This is a genomic window from Pseudomonas sp. BF-RE-25, from assembly GCF_019956105.1.
Lineage (GTDB): Bacteria > Pseudomonadota > Gammaproteobacteria > Pseudomonadales > Pseudomonadaceae > Aquipseudomonas > Aquipseudomonas migulae.
Genome location: NZ_JAHBDB010000006.1, coordinates 66,795 through 93,619 on the forward strand (window position 1 = coordinate 66,795; position 26,825 = coordinate 93,619).

At 60.8% G+C, this 26,825-nt stretch carries 23 protein-coding genes; 8 read left to right on the forward strand and 15 right to left on the reverse strand.

Going from position 1 to position 26,825, the window contains the following annotated elements:
- Positions 1-36: 36 nt before the first annotated feature.
- The 3 genes from KGB24_RS03380 to KGB24_RS03390 form a co-directional block, all read right to left on the reverse strand.
- A complete protein-coding gene (locus tag KGB24_RS03380) occupies positions 37-885 on the reverse strand; it encodes a TauD/TfdA dioxygenase family protein (RefSeq protein ID WP_223413841.1) in 849 nt (282 codons plus the stop codon).
- Between the two features lie 13 nt (positions 886-898).
- Positions 899-1,879, reverse strand: a complete 981-nt coding sequence (locus KGB24_RS03385; protein WP_008032914.1) for a quinone oxidoreductase family protein — start codon at positions 1,877-1,879, stop codon at positions 899-901.
- 163 nt (positions 1,880-2,042) lie between these two features.
- Positions 2,043-2,255, reverse strand: coding sequence for a DUF3079 domain-containing protein (locus KGB24_RS03390; RefSeq protein ID WP_008032916.1), 213 nt, complete (start codon positions 2,253-2,255; stop codon positions 2,043-2,045).
- A gap of 161 nt (positions 2,256-2,416) precedes the next feature.
- Between KGB24_RS03390 and KGB24_RS03395 the strand changes: the two genes are divergently transcribed.
- The 5 genes from KGB24_RS03395 to KGB24_RS03415 all read left to right on the forward strand — a co-directional run bounded on the left by KGB24_RS03395 (position 2,417) and on the right by KGB24_RS03415 (position 5,965).
- Entirely contained in the window at positions 2,417-2,776 is a 360-nt protein-coding gene (locus KGB24_RS03395; RefSeq protein WP_008032918.1) for a hypothetical protein, read from the forward strand.
- 87 nt (positions 2,777-2,863) lie between these two features.
- Entirely contained in the window at positions 2,864-3,388 is a 525-nt protein-coding gene (locus KGB24_RS03400; protein WP_192226488.1) for an iron transporter, read from the forward strand.
- Complete coding sequence (locus tag KGB24_RS03405; protein ID WP_008032923.1) at positions 3,389-3,721, forward strand: cupredoxin domain-containing protein; 333 nt, start codon at positions 3,389-3,391, stop codon at positions 3,719-3,721.
- Between the two features lie 22 nt (positions 3,722-3,743).
- A complete protein-coding gene (locus tag KGB24_RS03410) occupies positions 3,744-4,598 on the forward strand; it encodes an FTR1 family protein (RefSeq protein ID WP_223413840.1) in 855 nt (284 codons plus the stop codon).
- Positions 4,586-5,965, forward strand: coding sequence for a 4Fe-4S binding protein (locus KGB24_RS03415; protein WP_223413839.1), 1,380 nt, complete (start codon positions 4,586-4,588; stop codon positions 5,963-5,965). The genes KGB24_RS03410 and KGB24_RS03415 overlap by 13 nt, the downstream gene beginning before the upstream one ends.
- Positions 5,966-5,998: 33 nt before the next feature.
- On the opposite strand, the gene KGB24_RS03420 is transcribed toward KGB24_RS03415, so the two are convergent.
- The 12 genes from KGB24_RS03420 to KGB24_RS03470 all read right to left on the reverse strand — a co-directional run bounded on the left by KGB24_RS03420 (position 5,999) and on the right by KGB24_RS03470 (position 23,198).
- Positions 5,999-7,618, reverse strand: coding sequence for a methyl-accepting chemotaxis protein (locus KGB24_RS03420; RefSeq protein ID WP_008032931.1), 1,620 nt, complete (start codon positions 7,616-7,618; stop codon positions 5,999-6,001).
- Positions 7,619-7,710: 92 nt separating this feature from the next.
- The gene (locus tag KGB24_RS03425) at positions 7,711-8,406 is read right to left on the reverse strand and encodes an anaerobic ribonucleoside-triphosphate reductase activating protein (protein ID WP_008043833.1); all 696 of its coding nucleotides are present in this window, start codon (positions 8,404-8,406) and stop codon (positions 7,711-7,713) included.
- On the reverse strand, positions 8,403-8,570 hold the full coding sequence (nrdD, locus tag KGB24_RS29205; RefSeq protein WP_008032934.1) for an anaerobic ribonucleoside-triphosphate reductase: 168 nt from the start codon (positions 8,568-8,570) through the stop codon (positions 8,403-8,405). The genes KGB24_RS03425 and nrdD overlap by 4 nt, the downstream gene beginning before the upstream one ends.
- Positions 8,571-8,602: 32 nt before the next feature.
- On the reverse strand, positions 8,603-10,618 hold the full coding sequence (locus tag KGB24_RS03430) for a ribonucleoside triphosphate reductase (protein ID WP_008032936.1): 2,016 nt from the start codon (positions 10,616-10,618) through the stop codon (positions 8,603-8,605).
- 1,107 nt (positions 10,619-11,725) lie between these two features.
- A complete protein-coding gene (gene moaA, locus KGB24_RS03435) occupies positions 11,726-12,718 on the reverse strand; it encodes a GTP 3',8-cyclase MoaA (protein WP_223413838.1) in 993 nt (330 codons plus the stop codon).
- A gap of 25 nt (positions 12,719-12,743) precedes the next feature.
- Positions 12,744-13,694: a peptidylprolyl isomerase gene (locus KGB24_RS03440; RefSeq protein WP_008043734.1), complete on the reverse strand. Its 951-nt coding sequence runs from the start codon at positions 13,692-13,694 to the stop codon at positions 12,744-12,746.
- Positions 13,695-13,704: 10 nt separating this feature from the next.
- A complete protein-coding gene (gene narI / locus KGB24_RS03445; protein WP_008030998.1) occupies positions 13,705-14,385 on the reverse strand; it encodes a respiratory nitrate reductase subunit gamma in 681 nt (226 codons plus the stop codon).
- The gene (narJ, locus tag KGB24_RS03450) at positions 14,378-15,133 is read right to left on the reverse strand and encodes a nitrate reductase molybdenum cofactor assembly chaperone (protein WP_008030997.1); all 756 of its coding nucleotides are present in this window, start codon (positions 15,131-15,133) and stop codon (positions 14,378-14,380) included. The genes narI and narJ overlap by 8 nt, the downstream gene beginning before the upstream one ends.
- A 2-nt stretch (positions 15,134-15,135) precedes the next feature.
- Positions 15,136-16,674 (reverse strand): nitrate reductase subunit beta, encoded by a 1,539-nt coding sequence (gene narH / locus KGB24_RS03455; protein ID WP_008030993.1) that lies wholly within the window; start codon positions 16,672-16,674, stop codon positions 15,136-15,138.
- Between the two features lies 1 nt (position 16,675).
- Positions 16,676-20,449, reverse strand: a complete 3,774-nt coding sequence (locus tag KGB24_RS03460) for a nitrate reductase subunit alpha (RefSeq protein WP_223413837.1) — start codon at positions 20,447-20,449, stop codon at positions 16,676-16,678.
- A gap of 69 nt (positions 20,450-20,518) precedes the next feature.
- Complete coding sequence (locus tag KGB24_RS03465; RefSeq protein WP_223413836.1) at positions 20,519-21,916, reverse strand: NarK family nitrate/nitrite MFS transporter; 1,398 nt, start codon at positions 21,914-21,916, stop codon at positions 20,519-20,521.
- On the reverse strand, positions 21,894-23,198 hold the full coding sequence (locus KGB24_RS03470; protein WP_008030986.1) for an MFS transporter: 1,305 nt from the start codon (positions 23,196-23,198) through the stop codon (positions 21,894-21,896). Before KGB24_RS03470 ends, KGB24_RS03465 begins: the two co-directional genes overlap by 23 nt.
- A gap of 397 nt (positions 23,199-23,595) precedes the next feature.
- On the opposite strand from KGB24_RS03470, the gene KGB24_RS03475 reads away from it, so the two are divergent.
- The 3 genes from KGB24_RS03475 (at position 23,596) to KGB24_RS03485 (ending at position 26,803) form a co-directional block, all read left to right on the forward strand.
- Positions 23,596-25,398, forward strand: coding sequence for a HAMP domain-containing protein (locus KGB24_RS03475; RefSeq protein ID WP_223413835.1), 1,803 nt, complete (start codon positions 23,596-23,598; stop codon positions 25,396-25,398).
- A complete protein-coding gene (gene narL / locus KGB24_RS03480; protein WP_192226472.1) occupies positions 25,395-26,042 on the forward strand; it encodes a two-component system response regulator NarL in 648 nt (215 codons plus the stop codon). The genes KGB24_RS03475 and narL overlap by 4 nt, the downstream gene beginning before the upstream one ends.
- Before the next feature lie 86 nt (positions 26,043-26,128).
- Positions 26,129-26,803, forward strand: coding sequence for a Crp/Fnr family transcriptional regulator (locus tag KGB24_RS03485; RefSeq protein WP_008030978.1), 675 nt, complete (start codon positions 26,129-26,131; stop codon positions 26,801-26,803).
- The last annotated feature ends 22 nt before the right edge of the window (positions 26,804-26,825 follow it).

Consider the following 26,825-nt stretch of genomic DNA (forward strand, 5'->3'; position numbering starts at 1 on the left):
AGACGTGTTTACGAGTGCGTATGCAGAAAGGGTCGATCAGTAGGTCTTGTCGCCGATGATCCCGGCGCGCTCCATCTTGCGATGGCACGGCGGGTAATCCATGACGGCGTAGTGCTGGGTACTGCGGTTGTCCCAGATGGCGATGCTGTTGGGCTTCCAGCGCCAGCGCACCTGATACTCGGGGATGTACGCCTGGCTGATCAGGTAGCGCAGCAATTCGCTGGCGCCGGGGTTGGCGTCCTGGCCGAAGCGCACCCGCTCAGAGGTGTGGTAGTTGCTGATGTGGGTGGTGAAGGCGTTGACGAACAGCACCTTCTCGCCGGTTTCCGGGTGGGTGCGCACCACCGGGTGTTCGGCATCCGGGTACATCGCCTTGAGCGCCAGGCGTTTTTCGATCGGCATCGCCGCACCGAAACTCGCTTCGATGCTGTGACGGGCACGCAGGTCGGCGATTTTCATCTTCACGTCTTCCGGCAAACGCGCATAGGCCTCGACCATGTTGGCCCACATGGTGTCGCCGCCGACCGGCGGGCATTCCACGCAGCGCAACACGCACCCCATTGGCGGCGCCTCGCGCCAGGTGGCGTCGGCGTGCCAGGCGTTTTCATAGCGGTCCATCGGCTGGTCCGGGTTCTTGTAGATGCGCACCAGCCCCGGATGATCCGGATCGCTGCCGGCCACCGGATGGTCTTCCAACTCACCAAAGCGGCGAGCGAAGGCCACGTGCTCGTCGCGAGTGATGTTCTGATCACGCAGGAACACCACCCGGTGCTTGAGCAACTGGGCACGAATCTCGGCAAACAGACCGTCGTCATGCACCGCGTCGGCGAGGTTCACGCCGATCAGTTCGGCGCCGATGTTGCAGGTCAATTGTTCGACTTTCATGGCTGGCCGCTCCTTAAATGACGAAAATCGACGAACCGGTGGTCTTGCGCGACTCAAGGTCGCGATGAGCCTGCACCGCATCCTGCAAGGCGTAGTGCTGGTTGATCTCGATCTTGATCCGGCCGCTGCCGACGTGGTCGAACAACTCACCGGCCAGCGCAGCTTTCTCCGCAGGGTCGGCGATGTAGTCAGCCAGGGCCGGACGGGTCAGGAACAACGAGCCTTTCATCGCCAGCATCACCGGGTCGAACGCAGGGATCGGACCGGATGCCGTGCCGACGCACACCATCAGGCCACGACGCTTGAGCGAATCCAGGGAGCCGGCGAAGGTGTTCTTGCCGACGCTGTCGAACACCACGTTGACGCCGACGCCATCGGTCAATTCGCGAACGCGGGCGGCGACGTCTTCATGGCTGTAATTGATAGTATGGTCGCAACCGTGAGCCCGGGCGATTTGTGCCTTTTCCTCGGTCGAAACCGTGCCGATCACGTTCAAGCCAAGCAATTTGGCCCACTGCGAGACGATCAGGCCAACGCCACCGGCGGCGGCGTGCAGCAGAATGCTGTCGCCTTCCTTGAAGTCGTAGATGCGGCGCATCAGGTACGAAGACGTCAGGCCGCGCATGGTCATGGCCGCAGCGGTCTCGAAACTGATGGTTTCCGGCAGCTTGATCAACGGCGCGGCCGCGATCAGCCGTTCGGTGCTGTAGGCGCCAAGGGTGTTGAGGAAACCGGTATAAGTGACGCGGTCCCCCACCTGGACGTTGGTCACCCCTTCGCCAACGGCCTGGACCACACCGGACGCTTCAACCCCCATGCCGTTGGGCATCGGAATCGGGTAAGTGCCATTGCGAAAATAGGTGTCGGCATAATTAAGGCCCACCGCCACATGACGAAGACGAACCTGGCCTGGACCGGGATCGCCGACCTCGACCTCCTCATAACGGAGGACTTCGGGACCACCGGTTTCGTAGAAGCGTACGGCGTTGGCCATTTTTTCTTATTCTCCAGTCTGTACAGCGTCGATTTGCGCTGATTGGACTGTAGGACGCAGTCTGGTGAGCCGCTTCTCATCAGACGACACAGGCTTTTCATTTCATGACAGATGGTTGCGGGCATGGAACGCAATGCTGCGGTATGACCAGGTTGGACCTGCGTCAGATATCGTCATCCGCCGCCTTGGTTGTGACGATGAGGGGCTCGATACCCCAGTCGCCGGGCACGTTCCAGTCTTCGCCAAACAGCTCGGCCGGATGCATCGTACGCTCGGAGCCATTGCCGCACGCCAACGACTTGGCCGGACAATACCGGTCGCACCCCCAGCAAATCCGCTCGGGGTGTTTGGGGTTGTCGGGGAAATTCTTGGCCATGCCGATCTCCGGTCATTGAGAGGCGTGCTTGCCAAGCTACAACCATCGCGCGCAGCCATCCTTGATGGATATCAAGCTATCGACATCGAGTAACTGCCCTCCCCCGATCATGATCCTGAGGCTAAGCTGATAACGGCCGAACAGACTTGGAGGCGTCGCTCATGATCAATAAAAATCCTCACCCGAACACAGAGACACCCGACCGTCCACCGCTGTCGACATGGGACGATCAAGACGCCGCAACATCCATTGATAGCGATGCGTTTATCGCCCCACCTGCGCTGACAAACGCCGAACTGGTTCACTTGCGTGTCCGCGTCATTGCCCTGGAAAACCTGGTCATCGCGCTGCTGGCGGAAGGTTCGGAACGTCAGCTCGCCGTTGCCCGGGAAATGGCCGGCTACATTTCCCCCAGAGCCGGATTTACCCAGCATCCCTTGACCGTCCATGCGGCGGCACAGATGACCCACAGCGTCGAGCGCGCCCAGCGATTTCGCCGGCGCGACGAGCCGTCGGTTTAATTACTTAAAACTTGATAGCAATCATTATTGTTCGCAGCAAACCTTCCTAGACTCGGGTTCCTACTCGTCAGTGCCCAGGAAGAAATCATGCGTACCTCTCTCACACTCGCTTTGCTCTTGTTCGTACCGCTGGCTCAGGCCAAGGAATACCCGATCGGCGAACCACAGCTGTGTCCGGGGCTGGAAGTCGGGGCGGTTTATCTGCAACCGATCGAGATGGAACCTGCGGGCATGATGCGCGCCACTGCGGATTCGGATGTGCATCTGGAGGCCGACATCCGCGCCACTGCGGATAATCACCAGGGCTTTCAGGAAGGCAGCTTCGTGCCCTATCTCAACGTCTCTTTCAATCTGAAAAAGCAAGGCAACGACCCGGAACTCAAAGGCGATTTCCACGCCATGGTCGCCAACGACGGTCCGCACTACGGCGACAATGTGAAGCTGATGGGGCCGGGCAAATATCAACTCACCTTCACCATCCTGCCACCCGGTGGTCATGCCTCTCTCGGTCGCCACACCGACAAGGAAACCGGTGTCGCGCCCTGGTTCGAACGCTGCGAACTGCACTACGAATTCGTCTACGCCGGCATTGGCAAAAAAGGTGGCTATTGAATGAAACGCCTGCAGGTTGCCTGCCTGCTGGTGGCTGGAGCCCTTGCGCCGTTGACCGCCCATGCCGAGTTGCCGAGCTACGAACTGATCCTGCGCGATGGTCACTTCACGCCGGCCTTGCTGGAGGTCCCGGCCGGGCAGCGATTCAAGATCGTCCTGAAAAACAACGGTCAGGGGCCGGCCGAATTCGAGAGCACACCGCTGCGGGTTGAAAAAGTCATGTCACCGGGCGTGACCACCTTTGTCGTCATTCACCCGCTCAGGCCCGGTCACTACCCGTTTTTCGACGAGTTCAATCCGCAATTGCCCGAGGGCGGCATCCTCGCGAAATAACCTGTCAGCGCACGGAGTTTTCATGAATCAATCAATGTTCATCGTCTGGCGCGAAAGCGTCGAGGCGTTGCTGGTGATCGGCATTCTCCAGGCCTGGGCCAGCCAGCAGTACCAGGGCCATCGACTGGTCAAATACTTGTGGGTCGGCGTGGGGCTGGGGTTGCTGCTCTCGGGTCTGCTGGCCGTGCTGATTCTGTTTGCCGGCGAGGCCATGAGCGGGTCGGCCAGTGAATGGTTCCAGGCCGCACTCGCCCTGGTCGCCAGCCTGTTGATCGTGCAAATGGTGGGCTGGATGCACCGTCACGGACGCTCCCTCAAACAGGATTTGCAGCGCCACGCCGACAGCCATCTGGCCCGGCAAGGCGGCATGGGGTTGTTGCTGCTGGCGATGCTCGCGGTCAGTCGTGAAGGCAGTGAAACGGTCGTGTTTCTCTATGGCGCCGGTGCTCAACTGCGAGGCCCGCAGCTCGGTTTGTTTGCCATCGGCGGCGCCATGGGACTGGTGCTGTCGGCGTTGACCATCATCCTGCTGCACAGCAGTCGCCGGTTCATTTCGTGGCAACGATTCTTTGCCATCAGCGAAGTCATCCTGCTCATGCTCGGGGCCGCATTGCTGGTCAGTGGCACCGAGCGAATCGGCGGCCAACTGCTCGCCCTCGATCTGCCGGAGCAGGTTTACGGCGTCATTGGCGACGCGTTCTGGGACAGCAGCGCCTTGCTGAACGACAGCCATGGACTGGGTGGTTTCCTCGCCGGTTTTGCCGGTTATCGGGCAACCCCCAGCGGCCTGACCTTGCTGGTATGGATCGGTTACTGGCTGGTCGTCGGCGGATGGCTACGGCAACGGGCGATGGAAAAAGTCCCATGCCTGAACTGAGTTGGCACAATCGATGGCTCCAGCGACTGGGCGACGGGATGCGTCGCCATGCTCGGTTCATTCGTGCCGCGCAGTGGCTGGTTGTGGTGTTTTACGCAGTGCTGTTGGTGATCCCGCCGCTGCTGCCGCTGCCGGACAGCCAGGCCCGGATGCTCGACAACCTGACCTTGCTCGCGCAGTTTCTGTTTTGGGGGATCTGGTGGCCGTTCGTGTTGCTGTCGATCGTGATGTTCGGTCGGCTCTGGTGTGGCGTGCTGTGTCCGGAAGGCTCGCTCAGCGAATGGGCCAGCCATTACGGTAAAGGCATGGGCGTGCCGCGCTGGTTGCGCTGGGGCGGCTGGCCGACCCTGGCGTTCTGCCTGACGACCCTCTATGGCCAGTTGATCAGCGTCTATGACTACGCTCAGGCGGCGCTGCTGATTCTGGGTGGTTCGACAGTCGCTGCGGTGGTCGTCGGGTTGTTGTTCGCCCGAGGCAAGCGGGTCTGGTGCCGTTACCTGTGCCCGGTCAGCGGCGTGTTTGCACTGCTCGCCCGCCTTGCGCCGGTGCATTTTCAGGTCAATGAACAACGCTGGATAGAAAACGCCCCGCCACGCCTGCCGCCCCCCAACTGCGCTCCGTTGCTCGATATCCGACGCCTGCAAGGCGCCAGTGATTGCCATGCCTGTGGGCGCTGCAGCGGGCAACGCGGTGCCGTCCAGTTGATCGCCCGGTCGGGCAATCAAGAGATTCTTCACGCGACGTCGCAGACGCTATCCCCGTGGGATGCTCGCTTGCTGCTGTTCGGTGTGATCGGCCTGGCAATGGGCGCATTCCAGTGGACGGTCAGTCCCTGGTTCGTCGCCCTCAAACAAACGCTCGCCCAATGGCTGGTTGAACACGACCAGTTCTGGGCCTTGCAAGACAACGTGCCCTGGTGGCTGCTCACCCATTACCCGCAGCTCAACGACAGCTTCAGTTGGCTCGACGGGTTCAGCATCGTCACTTACCTGAGTTTGAGTTCGGTGCTGCTCGGCACCGTGTTAATGGTTCTCTTGCGCCTGACCGCTCGACTGGCGGGTGATCGTGCACTGTATTGGCCCCTGGCGCTCACACTCACGCCCCTGGGTGGTGCGGGACTGTTTCTCGGGTTGTCGGCAACCACCGTGAAACTGCTGCGCTACGAAGGTTTGCTGCTGGAATGGGTGCAACCGGTCAGGGCCAGCCTGTTGGTAGCTGCGATAGGCTGGAGTTTGCTGCTGGGATGGAAGCGACTGAGCCGCGAAAACCGCTCTCTGGCGCGGCGCATGTCGGGCAGCGCCTGCCTGCTGTTGGCCAATGGTTTGATCGGGTTTGGCTGGTGGTTGCAGTTCTGGGGCTGGTCCTGAGCGCCCACCTCCACAACCACCCGCCCGGGTGGTCTAGACCTTGAATCGCGCCACGGTCTGATGCAGCGCCCCGGCCATCTGCGCCAGTTCATGGCCAGCGGTGTCGGTGTGCTGCGCACCCAGCAAGACTTGCTCGGACAAGGTGCGAATCCCCACCAGATTGCGATCCACCTCACGCGCCACCAACGCCTGCTCCTCCGTGGCACTGGCAATCATCAGGTTGCGCTCATTGATCTGCGAGATGGACCGGGTGATCTGATCCAGTGCATCACCTGAGCGCTGCGCCACTTCCAGGGTGGCTCGCACCAGATGACTGCTGCTTTGCATGGCCGTCACCGCATGGCCGGTATCCTGGCGAATGTTGCCGATCATCTGCTCGATTTCCTGGGTGGACTCCTGCGTGCGATGCGCCAGCGCGCGCACTTCATCGGCGACCACGGCAAAGCCGCGCCCGGCATCCCCGGCCCGTGCGGCTTCAATTGCCGCGTTGAGGGCCAGCAGATTGGTCTGCTCGGCGATGCTGCGAATCACGTCCAGGACTTTGCTGATGTCCTGCACCCGGCCCGCCAGTTGCTCGATGCGTTGCGAGGTATCGGTGACGCCATCGGCCAGTTCGCCAATGGCAACCACGGTTTCCTGAACCTGTTCGCGGCCGCGCTGCGCGGTTTGCTCGGACTGTTTGGAGGCCTCGGAAGTACTGACCGCGTTGCGCGCCACTTCATCCACCGCAGCCGTCATCTGATTCACCGCAGCAGCGGCCTGCTCGATCTCCAGCCCCTGCAATTGCAGGTTGCTGGCAGTCTGGCTGCTGACGGCACTCAGTTCTTCGGAAGAGCTGGCTACCCGGTCAACCGAAGAAGCGATGTGCTTGACCATGGCATTCAGGCTTTGCTGCATCTGATGCATGTTCATCATCACACTGCCGTCGGCACTTGCACCCACCGGCACCTGAATCGTCAGGTCGCCCTCGGCGATTTCACTCAAGAACCGTGCGGCATCATCCGGCTCGCCACCCAATGGCCGGGTCACACTGCGCGTGACGACTATCGCAGCGGCAATCACCAGCGCCAGGCAGAACAGGAACAACCCGAGCATGTTGCGCCGGGCATCGCTGTACAGTGCCTGCGCCGACTGTTCACGGTCGATGAAGATTTTCCCTTGCAGCGCCATCAACTCATCCAGGCTGCGATACACCTCGGCTTCGGCCGGTACGACTTTCTGCTTCAGCTGGGCCATGGCATCGTCGGAAGCCCCTTGTCGAATCAAGACCTGCACCTGGGTGAACGCGGCAACGTAGGCTTCGCGGTTCTTTTTCAAGGCCAGGTAAGCGGCTTTGCCCTCTGGCAGATAGAACAGCGGCTCAAGGGTTTCGAGCGCCTGGGTGATGCGTTTCTTGGTGGCGTCGATCGACTGCTGCACTTGCTGATTGTCCTTGTTGATCAGCAAGTCCCGGGTGTTCCTGGCGTTATCGCGCACGCCCGTGGCAATGACCATGATCGGTTCGATCTTCGGCCAGTCCTGTTTGACGATGACCACCGCCTGTTCCTTGAGCGTTGCCAGATCGTGCAACGCGTAAAACGCCATGCCCATCAGCGCCAGCGGCGCGATTGCAAAGCCGATGACGATCCGTTGAGCCGTGGTTAATTTAGCCATATCAAATGCTCCCAGTTTGATACCTGCCTGATTGGCAGCGCATTTGAAATTCATGGTGGATGTCACTGTTGAACGTTGTTCCTCGGGTTCGGTTACCCCCGTAACACGAACGCTGGAAACAACTCGCGCATCGCTTCCCAAAGATCGGGTAGCAAGGCCTGTGCCGAAACGCTCGGCAGCAGCGGATCGAACATTCGCTCGGTGCGCACCAGTTGCACGGCGAAGCGCTTGACGCCCAGCGCGCTCAATCGCTGCGCGAGGGTCAACAGACGTGCCGGTTCGACGAGATGCCAATGCACGGTGGTGCGGCATTCGTAGTCGACATCGCTGGCCAGCAGATGCTCGAGGCTGCGCCAGTTGGCTGTTCCGCTGCCCTCGACGCGGGTGATGGCCTGGCAATCCTCGGGCAATGCCTTGACGTCGAAGCCCACCCAGTCGGCCCCGGCCAGCGCCTTGGCGAACGCGGCCGGTTTGATGCCGGCGCTGTGCAGACCGATGCGAAATCCCATGGCGCGCACTTCATCCATGGCGCCGGGCAACGCGTCCTGCAAGGTCGGCTCACCGCCGCTGAACACCACCGCATCGAGCAGGTCCTGTCGACGTTGCAGAAACGCCATAACCCGCCGCCAATCCACTTCCTCGGTGCCACGAGGCGGGATCAGTTGCGGGTTATGGCAGTAACGACAACGCCAGGCGCACCCCTGGCAAAACAGCACGCAGGCGAGCTGTCCCGGATAGTCGATAGTGGTCAGGGGCACCATGCCCCCGACCCGCAGCATTCGACTCATTGGCGCCCGGCCACGGCCGCGCTTTCGGTGAAGTGCACCCGTTCGCGGTGCTCCGACTGTTTGCCCGGATTGAACGCCGACACCGGACGGTGATAACCCATCACCCGGGTCCAGACTTCGCAGCGTTGACGTTGAGCCTGGGGCAGTGTTTGCGATGCAATCATGGTGAAGCTCCTTGCGGTTGAGTGGATCGAAATCAGTGAACGGTGCCGGTTTGCTGTTCTTTGAGCAGCAGGATCTCGTCGCATTTGGGGCAGAACTCGTGCTCGCCATCGAGGTAGCCGTGCACCGGGCAGATGGAGAATGTCGGGGTCACGGTCAGGTACGGCAGGCGGAACCGCCCGAGGGCTTTGCGCACCAGTTGCTTGCAGGCTTGGGTCGAAGAAATCCGCTCGGCCATGTACAGATGCAAGACCGTCCCGCCGGTGTATTTGCATTGCAATTCGTCTTGCAGTTCCAGGGCCTCGAAGGGGTCTTCGGTGTAGCCCACGGGCAGTTGCGAGGAGTTGGTGTAATACGGTGCCTGCGCGCTGCCGGCCTGGAGAATGTCGGGATAGCGCTTGAGGTCTTCCTTGGCGAAACGGTAGGTAGTGCCCTCGGCCGGCGTCGCTTCGAGGTTGTAGAGGTGGCCGGTTTCTTCCTGGAAACGCACGAGCGTGGCGCGCACATGGTCCAGCATCCTCAGGGCAAACTGCCGGCCGTGCTCGGTGTGCATGCCCTCCTTGTCGCCGCTGAAATTGCGCAGCATTTCATGCAGGCCGTTGAGGCCGATGGTCGAGAAATGGTTGCGCAAGGTGCCGAGGTAACGCTTGGTGTACGGGTACAAACCGGCGTCCATGTGATGCTGAATCACCTTACGCTTGACCTCCAGACTCTCCATCGCCAGTTCCATCAGCGTGTCCAGACGCTTGAGCAAACCGCTGGTATCACCCTTGAACACATAACCCAGTCGCGCGCAGTTGATGGTCACCACGCCGAGCGATCCGGTCTGTTCCGCCGAACCGAACAAACCGCCGCCGCGCTTGAGCAACTCGCGCACGTCCAGTTGCAAGCGGCAGCACATCGAACGTACCTGATTGGGCTGCATGTCCGAATTGAGGAAGTTCTGGAAATACGGCAGGCCGTAACGCGCGGTCATCTCGAACAGGCGGTCAGCGTTTTCACTGTCCCATGGAAAATCATGGGTGATGTTGTAGGTCGGGATCGGAAAGGTGAACACCCGCCCTTTCGCATCGCCGGCCTGCATCACCTCGATGTAGGCGCGGTTGAGCAGGTCCATTTCGGCTTGCAGGTCGCCATAGGCAAACGGCATTTCCTCACCGCCGATGATGGGGATCTGCTCACGCAGATCCTGCGGGCAAACCCAGTCGAAGGTCAGGTTGGTAAAGGGCGTTTGCGTGCCCCAGCGCGACGGGACGTTGAGGTTGTAGATGAACTCCTGGATCGCTTGGCGTATCTGCTCGAAACCCAGTTGGTCCTTGCGCACATAGGGCGCCAGGTAGGTGTCGAACGAACTGAACGCCTGGGCACCGGCCCATTCGTTTTGCAGGGTGCCAAGGAAATTCACCATCTGCCCCAGGGCACTGCTCAGGTGCTTCGGCGGACCGGCTTCGACCCGTCCCGGCACACCGTTGAGCCCTTCGTGCAATAGGGTGCGCAGCGACCATCCGGCGCAATAACCGGCGAGCATGTCGAGGTCGTGCACATGCAAATCCGCCTCGCGGTGGGCCTGGCCGATGGCTTCGCTGTAGACCTCGTCCAGCCAGTAGTTGGCGGTGACCTTGCCCGACACGTTCAGCACCAGCCCGCCCAGGGAATAGCCCTGATTGGCGTTGGCCTGGACCCGCCAGTCTTCACGGTCGAGGTATTCGTTCATGGAGGTGGCGACCTCGACCAGGGTCCGGCGGTCGCGGCGCAAGCGTCCGTGCTGTTCGCGGTAGACGATGTAGGCGCGCATGGCGAAGAAAAAACCGGCGTCCATCAGCACCCGTTCGACACGGTCCTGGATCTGTTCGACATGCAATCTCGGCAGCCCTTCCAGACGGGCGAGTACGGCCTCGAGCAGGCCTTCGGCTTCAACGTCGGTGTATTCCCCGGTTGCCCTGCCGGCAGCGATCAACGCCTGACGGATCTTGTCGGCGTCGAAGGCAACCAGGTCACCGTTGCGCTTGTGCAAACGGTTACTTCCTACTGAGATCAGCGTGCTTTGCATTCGGCCTCCAGATACTACATATAGATTTTTATTCATCTAAAAACACAACATGCAGTGGAGGTTACGGACAAAGGACGGATCTGCAATTGACCGATATCAAGATTTGGCGGTGATTGCTGAGCATTTGTTTTTGGTGTGTAGATCCGTTGTTGTGGTGATGGCGGCTGACGGTTTCGCCCTTACGGCGAGTCACTTGGAAGAGCCCCAAGTAACCAAGGGCTCTTGCCCCTTTCGTTCGGTGCCTCGCTAAGGCTCGGCATGCCCTCGCTCCGGTCCTGCTCCGTGGGCCCGCCGCCATCGGCCATCCATGGCCGGGGGCGGCTAACCCGGCATCCATGCCGGGTTACCCACTGCGCAGAACCTCCACTCGGCCTCTCGAGGGGGCGCTCAGATCAAAAGCTGAAGGCGAGCTAACGCTCGGCCTGATGAGTGGTGAAAATCAAAAGCGTATGGGATTCCCTGTAGGAGCCGGCTTGCCGGCGAAAAACGCCCAGACACCGCGATCATTCAGACACTCCGCGTTATCGTTGACGTCCATCGCCAGCAAGCTGGCTCCTACAATTTTGAATCGTGTGAACCCAATCCCCGTGTAGGAGCCGGCTTGCTGGCGATAGCGGTGGGTCAGTCAACGTATGTATTGGCTGGACGGACGCCATCGCCAGCAAGCCGGCTCCTACAGGGGATCGGTGTACATATCCGGAATGAGGGAACGCGCGCACCAAAGAGCCAGGTCGGCTTTCAGGCCGCCTCGGCGGCGGTGGCGGTAGTCGCCCCCTCGAGAGGCCGAGCGCAGGTTCTGCGTAGTGGGCAACCCGGCATGGATGCCGGGTTAGCCGCCCCCGGCCATGGATGGCCGATGGCGGCGGGCCCACGGAGCAGGACCGGAGCGAGGGCATGCCGAGCATTAGCGAGGCACCGAACGAAAGGGGCAAGAGCGCTTGGTTACTTGGCGCTTCTCCAAGTGACTCGCTGTAAAAGCGAAACCATTAGCGGCCGTTACCGCAGGAATGGATATGTACACCATCAAAAAATCTTCGCCTGACACAAAGCCATCGCCGGCAAGCCGGTCTCGCTCCCACAGGGGTTTTTTCTGTTTCACAGACTTACTCAACCACCACTCATATTCATGAACCGAACAATCTGCACATCCCCCTCCGGAGTGAAATCATGGCGCAACGGTTTACCGCGCAGCGCTTTGTGCACCGCATTGATCACCGGCTGGTCATCCAGCGGATAACGCCGCAGCAACCCTCTCAAATCCAGCGCATCGTCCTGCCCCAGACACAACAGCAGCTTGCCTTCCACTGTCATCCGCACCCGGTTGCAAGTACCGCAGAAGTTGTGACTGTTGGGTGAAATGAAACCGATCCGGGTCTCGGGATGGCGTTCCAGGCGCACATAACGCGCCGGCCCGCCGCTGTTTTCCGTGCTGTCGAGCAAGCGATGACGCTGAGCAATCAACGTGCGCACGTCATCACTGGAACAAAACGATTCGCCCCGTGATCGCCCGACGTCGCCCAGCGGCATTTCTTCGATAAAACTGATATCGATGCGCTGGTCGATGGCGTATTGCACCAACGCCGGGACCTCATCGAAGTTGCGCCCCTTCATCACCACGCAGTTGAGCTTGATACGCTCAAACCCCGCATCCCGCGCCGCTTCGATGCCGCCCAGCACCTGATCGAGATCGCCGTTGCGGGTGATCGCGCGAAATTTCTGCGCGTCCAGGCTGTCGAGGCTGATGTTCATCCGTTTAACACCCGCCTCCACCAACGGCCTTGCCAGGCGGCCCAGCTGCGAGCCGTTGCTGGTCATCACCAGTTCGCGCAAACCGGGCAACGCGGCGATGTTGCGACACAGATCGACAATGCCGGGACGGATCAACGGCTCGCCGCCGGTAAGGCGAATCTTGCGCACGCCCAATCCGACGAACAACGTTGCCAGGCGCTGCAATTCCTCCAGCGTGAGCACCTGCTGACGCGGCAGGAAGGTCATGTTTTTCGCCATGCAATACACACAACGAAAATCACACCGGTCCGTCACCGACATCCGCAGATAATCGATCTGCCGCCCAAAACCATCCTGCATCACAGCGTTCATCACATCTCCCGGTTAGCCTTGAGGCTCACTGCACCAGCGGTGAGTCAGCGCCCTGCAAATGGATACCGCGAACATCCGCCGCGCCAATCAGGGTTTGCAGGTATTGCACCAGGGCCTTTTGCCAGACGCCCTGCTGCAACTGCGTGCGGATTGCCGTCGACACCGCTTCATAGGGCAACGGCATGCCTTCAATCCGCTGATCGACGCTGACCACATGCCAGCCATAACGACTTTCCAGTGGTTTGCTGGCCAGCCCAGGTGCCAGCGTGAACAGCTGCCGCTCCAGTTCCGGTACGGTCTGGCCTTTGCTGATCTGCCCCAGAGAACCGCCTTGCGCTTTCGACGGGCAGGCCGAATATTTCACCGCCAGCTCGGCGAAGCTGCCGGGGAAGTCTTCCAGCCGTTGCAGCAGGATTTCTGCCTGGGCATGCGCCAACTCGCGGGCTTCGGCATCGTCCGGCGCGCACTCCAGCAGGATGTGCCGCACCGCCAGCAACGGCGCGCTGTGAAAGCGCCCGCGATTGTTTTCGTAGTAACGAAGGCTGGTTTGCTCGTCGCATTGCGGCACGATCACCTCGCGTTCGAGCAACAAGCGCGTGGCGGCTTCCTCTTCGTTCTCACCGGCACCGACCTCCAGCGACACGCCCAGTTCGGCAATGCGCTGCTGCAATAACTCGCGGATCACCAGCGCCTTGGCGGCCAGATACACCGCCTCTTCGCGGCTTTCGGCCGGGTGATATTGCAGCTCCTGGGCCATCGCTTCCGGGGTGATCACCACCTCGTTGACGCTGATGATCGGCCATTCCTGCTCGCTGCTGGCGATCAACTGCGCGGGCGCGTCATCGGCCGCCGCAGGCTCAACCGCGAGCTCTTCAAACGGCGCGACATCGTCCGGCACCACAGCCTCTACTTGTTTGGAAGATCCGCAGCCACCGCTGCCGCCGTTACCACCGCCACATCCACATCCACCTGACATGATTGTCTCCTCAGAATTTCTGCCGAACGATTTGATAACGGCGTCCCAGGTACCAGACCGGTGCACTGATCACATGTACGAGACGGGTGAAGGGGAACAGCACAAACAGGGTCAGGCCGAGAAACACGTGCAGCTTGTAGGTCAGCCCGACCGGCGCGATGGAGGCCGCCGCTTCCGTCGGCCGCAACAGCACGGTGTTCTGCGCCCAGTCGGCGAGCATCACCATCACCGAACCGTCCATGTGCGCGGTGGACGCAACGATGGTCAGCAGGCCGAGCAGCAACTGCGCCAATAGCACCAGCAGAATCAGGATGTCCGACGTACTGGACGTGGCGCGGACCCGAGGGTCGCTCAGGCGCCGGTTGACCAGCATCAGCAGGCCGATCAGGCACAACAGGCCGAAGAACCCGCCGGACACCATCGCCAGCAACTGCTTGTTCTCAGTGCTGATGACATGGTGATAAACCGACGCAGGCGTCAGCAGGCCGACGAAATGCCCGGCCAGCACGAACAACACACCAATGTGGAAGAAGTTGCTCGCCACGCGCATGCCGCGCTGGTTGAGCATTTGGCTGGAGCCCGCCTTCCAGGTGTACTGCGACAGGTCGAAGCGGGCCCAACTGCCGATCAGGCAAATGGCCAAAGCGATATAGGGATAAATCCCGAACAACAACAGGTTCCATTTAGACATTGCCTACCTCCTGGACTGGCGCGGAGGCCAGTCCTTCATGCTGAAAATCCACCCAGTGCAACGGCACCGCGCTTTCTTCCCGGGCCTTGCCCGGCGCGCTTGGCAGCGAACCGCAACGGTCCTGCTGTTCGGCCTGGAGAAAGTCCACGGCCTCCTCTTCCCAGATTTTGTCGAGGGCTTCGAGCGAGTCGTCGCGCACTTCCGCCGCGACCTGCTCACGCAGGTCGGCCACGGCCTGATGCGGTTCGGAGCCGGCAATCTGCAGCAGCGCCCGGAAGCAACTGGCGTAGGCGCTTTCACGCTCCTCCAGACGCGCCGCGAGCAAGGCCAGCAGGTGCGAGACATCCGCCAGGCCCTCCCGGGCCTCAATGTCTTCGCGAGTGGACAGAAACTCCAGGTACAACGGGATGTAGTCCGGCAGCTCTTTGACGCCGATGGCAAAACCGGCGTCTTCGTACTGCGCCATCATGTCGACCATGGCCTGGCCACGGTCGCGGGACTCACCGTGCACGTGTTCGAACAACAGCAACGAGAGCGCGCGCCCCCGACCGAACAGCGCACCGTAGTGCTCCTGCCCGTCCATCAGGTCATTGGCGCAGATCAGCTCCAGCAACTCGAACAACGCACCGCGCTGCTTCGGGCTGATTTCCCGCGATTGAATGATCGCCTGCTCCAGTTCGTCACGGCCGCTGATCAGCGTTTCAGTCGGGTAATCGAGCAGCAGCGAAATCACTTTGAGAATTTGCATGCTCATTCCTCCCACAACTGCACGGTTTTCAGGACGTCGCGACGGTTGGCCTTTTTCGCGCCGAACATGTTGGTGTCGGAGCTGCCACTGCAACCGCTGCCGAAACTGAAACCGCAACCGGAGCGTTCGGCAAAGGCGTCGCTCATGGCGTCTTCGCGGTGGGCGGTCGGTACCACAAAGCGGTCCTCATAGTTGGCGATGGCCAGGTAGCGGTACATTTCCTCGACCTGGTCCACGCTCAAACCGACGTCTGCCAGCACTTGCAGGTCTTGCACACCATCGACTTGCTCGGAACGCTTGTAGGCACGCATCGCCAGCAAGCGTTTCAGCGCACGCTTGACCGGTTTTTCATCGCCGGCGGTCAGCAGGTTGGCCAGGTACTTCAGTGGAATACGCAGGCTGTCGACGTCCGGAATCACCCCGTTCATGCCGACGGTGCCAGCGGTTGCGGCGTTTTGAATCGGCGACAGTGGCGGTACGTACCAGACCATCGGCAAGGTGCGGTATTCCGGGTGCAGCGGCAGCGCGAGTTTCCAGTCCACGGCCATTTTGTACACCGGCGAACGCTGGGCGGAATCGATCACCGACTGCGGTACACCGTCTGCCAGGGCCTGACGGATCACCGCCGGGTCATTCGGGTCGAGGAAGATCTCCAGTTGTTTCTCGTACAGATCCTGCTCATTGGCGGTGCTCGCCACTTCGCTGATGCGGTCGGCGTCATACAGCAACACGCCGAGGTAACGGATACGACCGACGCACGTTTCGGCGCACACGGTCGGCATCCCGGCTTCGATACGCGGGTAGCAGAAAATGCACTTCTCGGACTTGCCGCTTTTCCAGTTGAAGTAGATTTTCTTGTACGGGCAACCGCTGATGCACATGCGCCAGCCACGGCATTTTTCCTGGTCGATCAGGACAATGCCGTCTTCTTCACGCTTGTAGATCGCCCCGCTCGGGCACGATGCCGCACACGCCGGGTTGAGGCAGTGCTCGCACAGGCGCGGCAAATACATCATGAAGGTGTTTTCGTACTCGCCGTAGATGTCCGCCTGGATCTTGTCGAAGTTCTTGTCCTTGCGACGCTTGGCGAATTCGGTGCCGAGGATTTCTTCCCAGTTCGGGCCCCACTCGATTTTCTCCATGCGCTTGCCGGAGACCAGCGAGCGTGGGCGCGCCGTCGGCTGATGCTCGCCCAGCGGTGCGGTGTGCAGGTGCTGGTAATCGAAGTCGAACGGCTCGTAGTAGTCGTCGAGACTCGGCAGGTCCGGGTTGGCAAAGATGTTGGCCAACACGCGGAACTTGCCGCCGATGCGCGGGTTGATCGAGCCGTTGGCATTGCGGATCCAGCCGCCCTTCCACTTGTCCTGGTTTTCCCATTCTTTCGGGTAGCCGATCCCGGGTTTGCTTTCGACGTTGTTGAACCAGGCGTATTCCATGCCTTCACGGCTGGTCCAGACGTTTTTGCAGGTGATCGAGCAAGTGTGGCAACCGATGCACTTGTCCAGGTTCAGCACCATGCCGATTTGTGAGCGAATCTTCATCTCAGTTCTCCTCGATATCGGTCGGCAGAGGACGCGGCAGGTCATCACCGGACGAACCATCGAGCCAGTCGACTTTGGACATTTTGCGCACCACGACGAACTCGTCGCGGTTGCAACCGACCGTGCCGTAATAGTTGAAACCGTAGGCCTGCTGGGCATAGCCACCGATCATGTGGGTCGGTTTGAGCACGACGCGGGTCACCGAGTTGTGGTGGCCGCCACGGGTCTTGGTGGTTTCCGATCCGGGCACGTTCACGATCCGTTCCTGGGCGTGGTACATCATCACCATGCCGTCCTTGACCCGCTGACTGACCACCGCACGGGCGGTCAGCGCACCGTTGGCGTTGAAGCACTCGATCCAGTCGTTGTCCTCGATGCCGGCGCTTTTCGCGTCGTTCTCCGACAGCCAGACAATCGGGCCGCCACGGCTTAAGGTCAGCATCAGCAGGTTGTCGCTGTAGGTGCTGTGGATGCCCCACTTCTGGTGCGGCGTGATCCAGTTCAGGACGATTTCCTTGTGGCCGTTGCTGCGCTTGCCTTTCACCCCGGCGATGGTCCGGGTGTTGACCGGCGGCCGGTAACTCATCAGCTGCTCGCCGAACGCCTGCATCCACGGGTGATCCTGGTAGAACTGCTGACGACCGGTGATGGTGCGCCATGGAATGGCTTCATGAACGTTGGTGTAACCGGCGTTGTAGCTGACGTGATCGTCTTCGAGCCCCGACCAGGTCGGGCTGGAAATGATCTTGCGTGGCTGCGCCTGGATGTCGCGGAAGCGAATCGCCTCATGCTCCTTGCCCACCGCCAGATGGCTGTGGTCTATGCCGGTGAATTCCGACAGCGCGGCCCAGGCCTTGACCGCTACGTGGCCGTTGGTTTCCGGTGCGAGCGACAGGATCACTTCCGCTGCATCGATGGCCGAGTCGATTTTCGGACGGCCGTGGCTGATACCGGCGTCCCGTTCGTGGTGATTGAGTTCACCGAGGAATTTCACTTCGGCCTCGGTGTTCCAGTTGATGCCCTTGCCGCCGTTGCCGTGTTTCTCCAGCAATGGCCCGAGGGACGAGAACTGCTTGTAGATGTTCGGGTAGTCGCGCTCGACCACGTGCAGGTTCGGTGCGTTTTTACCCGGCACCGGTGCCACGCCTTCGCTTTTCCAGTCGGTGCCGCCAAATGGCTGGGCCAGCTCGCCGACGCTGTCGTGCATCAGCGGAATGGTCACCAGATCCTTTTCGATGCCCAGGTGCCCTTCGGCCATGCTGGAAAACGCCTTGGCGATGCCTTTGTAGATTTCCCAGTCGGAACGCGATTCCCACGCCGGGTCGATCGCGGCCGACAACGGGTGAATGAACGGGTGCATGTCCGAGGTGTTCATGTCGTCTTTTTCGTACCAGGTCGCGGTCGGCAAGACGATGTCGGAATAGACGCAGGTCGAAGACATGCGGAAGTCCAGCGTAGTCACCAGATCGAGCTTGCCGATGGCGCCCTCGTCCACCCATTCGGCTTCTTCCGGTTTGCAGTCGCCGACCTGGCCGATGTCTTCGTTCATCACCCCGTTCTTGGTGCCGAGCAGGTACTTGAGCATGTACTCGTGGCCCTTGCCCGAGGAGCCCAGCAGGTTGGAGCGCCAGATGAACATGTTGCGCGGGAAGTTCACCGGGCTGTCCGGTTGCTCGCAAGAGAAGCGCAGCGAACCGTCCTGCAGCGACTTGACCACGTAGTCTTTCGGTTCCATGCCGGCAGCAGCGGCATCACGGCAAATGTGCAGCGGGTTGGTGTTGAGTTGTGGTGCGCTAGGCAACCAGCCGGCGCGTTCGGCGCGGATGTTGTAGTCCAGCGCATGCTCGGGGAATTGCGACTTGTCGGCCAATGGCGAGAGCACGTCGTGCATGCTCATCTTCTCGTGGCGCCACTGCGAGCTGTGGGCGTAGAAGAAGCTGGTGCCGTTCATTTGCCGTGGCGGACGGTTCCAGTCCAGGCCGAACGCCAGGGGCAGCCAGCCGCATTGCGGACGGAGTTTTTCCTGGCCGACGTAGTGCGCCCAACCGCCACCGGTCTGACCGACACACCCGCAGAGCATGAGCATGTTGATCAGCCCGCGGTAGTTCATGTCCATGTGGTACCAGTGATTCATCGCCGCGCCGACGATGATCATCGAGCGGCCCTTGGTCTTGTCGGCGTTATCGGCAAACTCACGGGCAATCTGGATCGCTTTCTCGCGGCTGACGCCGGTGATCTGCTCCTGCCAGGCCGGGGTGCCGGGCACCGAGGCGTCGTTGTAATCCTTGGCGACGTTTTCGCCACCCAGGCCACGGTCGATCGCCAGGTTAGCGGCCGACAGGTCGAACACGGTGGCGACTTTGGCCACGCTGCCGTCAGCCAGAACGAGGCTGTGCACCGGCACACGACGGTATTGCACGGCATCGCCGGCCACGTGCTGGAAGTGCTCGTGGGACTCGCCGGCAAAATACGGGAACGCCACTTCGGCCACATCATCGCCGATCAGGCTCAGTTTCAGATCGATCTCGCGACCTTCGCCGCCTTCACGCGGCAGAATGTTCCACTTGCCCTTCTCGCCCCAGCGATAACCGATGGAGCCCTGAGGGGACACCAGTTCGCCGCTGGTATCCAGGGCGATGGTTTTCCATTCCGGGTTGTTTTCCTGGCCGAGGTTGTCGGTCAAGTCGCTGGCGCGCAGGAAGCGGTCCGGCTGGTAACCGGCGCCCGGTGCCTTGTCGGCCATTTGCTTGAGCAGCACCAGCACCGGCAGATCGGTGAAGCGCTTGGCGTAGTCAGTGAAATAGGCGCTCGGTTTGTCCAGGTGGAATTCTTTGAAGATCACATGGTTGAAGGCCTGCGCCAGCGCCGCGTCGGTGCCCTGCTTGGGGTTCAGCCACAGGTCGGTGAGCTTGGCGACTTCCGAATAGTCCGGAGTGATCGCCACGGTCTTGGTGCCCTTGTAACGGACTTCAGTGAAGAAGTGCGCATCGGGGGTACGAGTCTGCGGAACGTTGGAACCCCAGGCAATGATGTAGTTGGAGTTGTACCAGTCGGCCGATTCCGGCACGTCGGTCTGCTCGCCCCAAACCATCGGCGAGGCCGGTGGCAAGTCGCAATACCAGTCGTAGAAGCTCAGGCAGGCGCCGCCGATCAGCGACAGGTAACGCGAACCTGCGGCGTAGCTGACCATCGACATGGCCGGGATCGGCGAGAACCCGACGATCCGGTCGGGGCCGTACTGTTTGATGGTGTAGACGTTGGACGCCGCGATAATCTCGTTGACTTCGTCCCAGCTGGAACGAATGAAGCCGCCCATGCCGCGCTTGCTTTTATAGGAGTCGGCCTTGGCCTTGTCCTCGACAATGCTGGCCCAGGCTTCGACCGGCGCCATGGTCTGGCGCGCATCGCGCCAGAGCTTGAGCAACGGCTTGCGGATTTTCGGGTACTTGAGCCGGTTGGCGCTGTAGATGTACCAACTGTAACTGGCGCCACGCGGGCAGCCACGAGGCTCATGGTTGGGCAGGTCGTTGCGGGTACGCGGGTAGTCGGTCTGCTGGGTTTCCCAGGTGATCAGGCCGTTCTTCACGTAGATCTTCCACGAGCAAGACCCGGTGCAGTTCACCCCGTGGGTGGAACGCACGATCTTGTCGTACTGCCAGCGCGAACGGTAGACGTTCTCCCAGTCGCGCGACTCTTTGCGGGTCTCTCCATGACCCTCGGAAAACTCGTTTTGCTTGCGATTGAAAAACCGCAATTGATCCAGTAAATGACTCACGGTGTAGTCCTCTCAGGCTTGCTGCGGGGTTCTGTGCCCCGCCCACGCAATGGTTGGATTCGGGTCGTCTCAGCAGGGTGTCGCGGCGCCTTTGCGCGCGTACCACCACCAGGTCACGACGATGCAGCTCAGGTAAAAACCGACGAACATGTAGAAGGCCATCTCCGGTCCGCCGGTCTGGGCCATCGAAGTGCCGAAGGTTTTGGGAATGAAGAACGCACCGAAGGCGCCCATGGCCGAACTGAAGCCCAGGACGGCGGCGGACTCTTTGCCGGCATTCTTGAGTGCTTGTTCGCGTACGGCTGGGGATTTTCCGGCAGCGGCTTTTTCATGCTGGGTGCGGAAGATCACCGGGATCATGCGGAAGGTGGAGCCGTTGCCCACGCCGGTGGTGATGAACAGCAGCATGAACATGCCGAGGAAGCCGTAGAAGTTGCCGCCCGTACCGTTCTGCGGCAGGAAGTGCATGACACCGAAGACCATCACGATCATCGCGACGAAGTTCCACAAGGTCACTTTCGCGCCGCCGAGCTTGTCCGCCAGCCAGCCGCCCAATGGACGCACGAGCGCACCCACCAACGGGCCGAGGAAGGCGAATTTCAGCGCGATCACGTCAGGGAACGAGGTTTTGATCAGCAATGGAAACGCAGCGGAAAAACCAATGAACGAACCGAAGGTCGCCAGGTATAACCAGCACATCAGCCAGTTGTGCTTGCGTTTGAAGATCACCGCTTGCTCGCTGAACGAGGCCCGCGCACTGGACAAATCGTTCATGCCGAACCAGGCCAGCACCGTCACCAGAACAATGAACGGCACCCAGATGAACCCGGCGTTCTGCAGCCACAATTGGCCACCGTCCGGCAGGGTTTGCGGATTGCCGCCCATGACACCGAACACGCCGAAGGTGATCACCAGCGGTACGCAGAACTGCATCACCGAGACACCCAGGTTACCCAACCCGGCGTTGAGGCCCAGGGCCGTGCCTTGCTGGGACTTTGGGTAGAAGAAGCTGATGTTGGACATGCTCGAGGCGAAGTTGCCGCCGCCAAAACCGCAGAGCAAGGCAATCCATACGAACACGCTGTACGGGGTGCCCGGGTCCTGCACCGCGAAGCCCATCCAGATCGATGGCACCAGCAGCGATGCGGTGCTCAGGGCGGTCCAGCGCCGGCCACCGAAGATCGGCACCATAAAGGAATAGAACACGCGCAAGGTCGCGCCGGACAGCCCCGGCAACGCCGCCAGCCAGAACAACTGGTCGGTGGTGAAGGTGAAGCCGATGGCGTTCAGACGCACGATCACCGTGCTCCAGACCATCCACACCGCGAAGGCCAACAGCAGCGCGGGAATGGAGATCCACAGGTTGCGCGTGGCGGTCTGTTTGCCGCTGCTTCCCCAGAACGCAGGGTCCTCGGGGCGCCAGTCATGAATGACCGGCCCTTTATCAGGCTTTTGCAGAACGGACATGTTGTTCTCCTTGGGCAATGCTGGAAATCGGGGACGGGGTCAGCGTCGGCGCTTTACCAAGCACCGGGCTTTTGCGCATTTCGCTGAAGTACATCCAGGTGAGGGAGACCCAGACCACGCCGTACATCAACATGAAGCAGGACGAGCGCACGCCGGTGAGGTCCACCAGGGCGCCAAACATGATCGGCAGCACGAAACCGCCCAGGCCACCGGCCAGACCGACGATGCCGGACACCGCGCCCATGTTTTTCGGGTAGTCATTGGCGATGTATTTGAAGACCGAGGCCTTGCCGAACGCGAAGGCAATGCCCATGACGAACAGCAGCACGGTGAACAGCGCGGGGTTGAGGCCGATGTGGAAATCCACGGTGCCGTTGATGGTCTGCACTTGCAGTTGGGTCTGTGGGTACGAGAGCAGGAACAGGCAGATCCAGCTGACCCACAACACCCACCAGGTCACGCTTTGCGCGCCCCAGCGATCCGACATCCAGCCACCGACGGCACGCAGCACGCCACCGGGCAGGGAGAAACACGCCGCCAGCAGCGCCGCGCTTTGCAGGCTGAAACCGTATTCCTGCACGTAGTATTTGGTCATCCACAGCGCGAGGGCCACATAGCCGCCGAAGACGATCGAGTAGTACTGGCAGTAGCGCCACACCGCAGGATCTTTCAGCGAACGCAGTTGCTCACGCAGCGTGGCGCCCGAGGCACTGCGGTGGTCCTTGTTTTCGGCACTGAGGAACCAGAACGACAGCGCAGTGATAAAGAGGATGGCGCTGAAGACTTTCGGCACCAGCTGCCAACTGCCGGCGGCGATCAGGGCCGGGGCGAGAAATTTGGTGACCGCAGCCCCGGCGTTACCGGCGCCGAAGATACCCATGGCGAAGCCCTGGTTCTCTTTGTCGAACCACTTGGCGACGTAGGCAATCCCGACCGAAAACGAGCCGCCGGCCAAACCGACGAACAGGCCCAGCAGCAAAAACTGCCAATAAGCGGTGGCGTGGCTGATCAGGTACAGCGGTGCGACGCAGGACAGCATCAGCAGAAAGAACACGCTGCGCCCGCCAAAGCGGTCGGTCAGCAGCCCCAGCGGCAAACGCACCAGCGAGCCGGTCAAGACCGGGGTCGCGGCCAGCAGGCCGAACTGGGTTTCGTTGAGCTGGAGCAGTTCCTTGATCGGCACCCCGAGCACGGCAAACATCATCCAGACCATGAAACATACAGTGAAGGCCAGCGTGCTCATGCCCAGCACCAAGCCTTGTCGTACACGGGGTTGGGTCACAATGCTCTCCAGTCAGTTAGCCATGGCGGCAGACTAGAGAGAGCAACCCCGTAAAAACTTGATCCACGTCAACGAAGCCCAAGCGGGCCCAAGCCTATGCTTGCACTGCCTACCTCCAAGGAGGTAGACCGGAGAATGCTTAAAACCCCTTGTTTATCAGCGTTTTAACTTTTTCCACCCAGTGTTCTGTCGACAGGGAGCCGTCGACAACTCTTTAGAGGTAGCGCGCCTCTGGATCGCCTTCGCGGGCAAGCCTCGCTCCTACAGGTTAGGTATCGATCACTGAAACGCCGGTAACTGTAGGAGCGAGGCTTGCCCGCGAAGAGGCCATAACAAACAACCTCACTCTGGAGCTGTACATGCTCTGCTTTCTGCTTTACCCCCGGGACCTGCGCCGATGATCCGCTGGTTGCGCAGCTCCCTGCCCGCCCGCGCCGGGCTCGCGGTGATCCTGATCGCCGTGCTCGCGCTCGCCAGCTCGTTGAGCGCCGGGTTGATCGCCTGGTTCAGCCAGGGTGATGCCGCCGCCATCAACACCGCGGGTTCGGTACGCATGGAAACCTACCACCTGAGCTGGAAACTCGCCGCCGGTGCCACCGATGAAGAAATCATCGGCATCACTGAAAGCCTGCAACGTCGCCTCAACAGCCAGTCACTCAAGGCCGTGCTGGAAGATGGCCCGACCACCGCGTTGCAAACCAGCTATAGGCAACTCCAGCAACAATGGAACGAAGCGTTGCGCCCGGCGCTGGAACGCGGCGATGCCGTGGCATTTCAAGCCCAGGCGCGGCCGTTCGTTGAGCAACTGAACCAGTTCGTCAGCCTGCTCCAGCGCCAGAGCGAGCAAAAGCAGGGCTGGCAACAAGTGATCCAGGGCATGGCGCTGTTCACCACCATGATTGTCCTGCTGATAGGTTTGTACGAGTTGCAGTACGGCGTCGTCACGCCCCTCAAGGAGTTGGTGGACGCAACCCAGCGCTTTCGACGCGGTGATTTCAAGGTGCGGGTCAACCATCAGTCCCAGGACGAACTGGGCCAGTTGGCCACGAGCTTCAACGCCATGGCCGAAACGATAGAAGAGTCGCACCGCACGCTGGAAAGTCAGGTCCGGCAAAAAACCCTGAACCTGCAACAGGCCAACGCCGCGCTGGAGTTGCTCTATCAAAGCAGTCGCAGCCTGGCCACACGCCTGGCCAATGCCGAAGGGCTGGACGAGTTGATCCGGCGCTTCCAGCAACGCCTGCCGGGCTTGCGCCTGTCGCTGTGTTTGCAAGGCCAGGCGCAGGCGCCTGCCCAGCAACTGATCGCCCTGCATGGCGCCAACATCCGCGACGTCTGCGCCAGCAGCGATTGCGCCACGTGCCAGAAACACCACGACGCGAGGCCGCAATCCTTCAGCATCAGCAACCAGGGCAGCGAACTGGGTGAACTCAAGGCTTACTTTGTCGACGGCCACCCCACGCAAGCCTGGGAAACCCAACTGATCCAGGCCCTGGCCAACCTGATCGGCACTTCGCTCTCACTCAAGCGCCAACGGGAACAGGATCATCGGCTGCTGTTGCTGGAAGAGCGCACGATCATCGCCCGTGAACTGCACGACTCACTGGCCCAGGCCCTGTCCTACATGAAGCTGCAAGTCAGCCGCATGCAGACCCTGATGCGCCGGGGCGAACCGGTGCAGACCCTGGAAAACGTCACCGCCGAATTGCGCGAAGGACTGAACAATGCCTACCGCCAATTGCGCGAACTGCTGACCACTTTCCGCTTGCAGATTAACGATGCCGGGCTGGTGCAGGAGCTCAAGGACACCGCCGCAGAATTCTCCCGTCGCGGCGAATTCCAGGTGCACCTGCACGTCGATGCGCTGGCCTTTCAACTCTCGGCCAGCGAGCAGATCCATATCCTGCAGATCACCCGCGAGGCGCTCTCCAATTGCCTGCGCCATGCCCACGCGCAAAACGCCTGGCTGGAACTGCGTCAGGACGGCGAAACCGTCAGGCTTTCGGTCGAGGATGACGGGCGCGGCTTCAGCGGCGACGTCGACCAGCGCGAACATCATGGCCTGAACATCATGGATGAGCGGGCGCGGAGCTTGCGCGGCCACTTGCACATATTTTCCAGGGAGCCTCAAGGCACCCTCGTCCAGCTGGAATTCCACCCGGAATTTCTCGGACAGCACACAGAAGGTAGCGTCACATGAACCCGTCCCCACACCATAGAATCCTGCTGGTAGACGACCATCCCATGATGCGTCGCGGCATCCGCCAAATGCTCGAACTCGAAGATGACTTCCTGATCGTCGGCGAAGCCAACCATGGCGAAGAAGCACTCAGCCTGATCGAACCGCTGCAACCGGACCTGGTGTTGCTCGACAACAACATGCCGCAAATGAACGGCATTGAAACCCTGCGTCGACTGCGCGCGATGCACTACACCGGCAAGGTGTTGCTGTTCACCGTGTCGGACGCCGAGGACGATATTCGCGACGCGCTGCGCCTGGATGCCGACGGTTATCTGCTCAAGGACATGGAGCCCGAACTGTTGATCCAGTACATCCGCGAAGCGTTGGACGGTGCATTGGTCATCAGCCCCGGCCTGACCCAGGTCATGGCCCAGGCGTTGCGCTCACCGCCACGCCAGGCGGTGGTTGAACTGACCGACCGCGAACGCCAGGTGTTGAAAACCATCGCCAGCGGCTTCAGCAACAAGGTCATCGGGCACAAGCTGGGCATCACCGAAGGGACAGTCAAGGTTCACGTCAAGAACCTGCTGCACAAACTCGGTTTGCGCTCGCGGGTCGAAGCGGCGGTGTGGGCCATGGAGCATCTGCGTAGTGCGGGCTGACGGCCATGCCTCCTTGGAGGTAGGCCTGCAGAGGCATAGGTCAACCGGCCTGCGCTCTCTACTATGACCGTCAGCGGAGGTACGCCATGCTGACCCACCCTTCCATCGTTTTAACGTTGCGCCGTCATCATCTGTTCAGCCAATTGCCGGAGAAAGTCTTCGAGGAAGTCTGTGCCCTGGCCATGCTCAAGCGCCTGCCCTGTCACAGCACGCTCATGCATCAGGGCGATCCGGCCAAACGCTTTTTTCTGCTGGTCAGCGGCCAGGTCAAGTTGTACCGGCTCACTGGCGAAGGCCAGGAAAACCTGGTGGAGATCATCCAGCCCGGGCAAACCTTTGCCGAAGCGCTGCTGTTCAGCCAGGCCCGGCTCTACCCGGTGAGCGCCACCGCGTTGAAGGACAGCGTGCTGGTCAGCATCGAGGGCACCCACTATCGCAATGCGCTGGAGGACCAGCCGAAAGTCTGCCTGGCGATTCTGGCGAGCATGAGTGTTCACCTGCACTTGCGGCTGCGGGACATCGACACGTTGACCATGGCGAGCGCGAGCCGTCGGGTGATCAATTTCCTGTTTCAGGAACGCAACCCGGTCACCGGCCAGATTGTCTTGCAGATGTCCAAACGCCTGGTGGCGTCGAAGCTGGGGATTCAGCCGGAAACCTTTTCGCGGATTTTGCACCGCCTGGTGGACAGCGGCCTGATCGCCATGGAGCGACGTCACATCAGCATCCTCGCGGAAGAGGACCTGGCGGCGTTCCAATAACCGGAATTGACTGCCATCAATG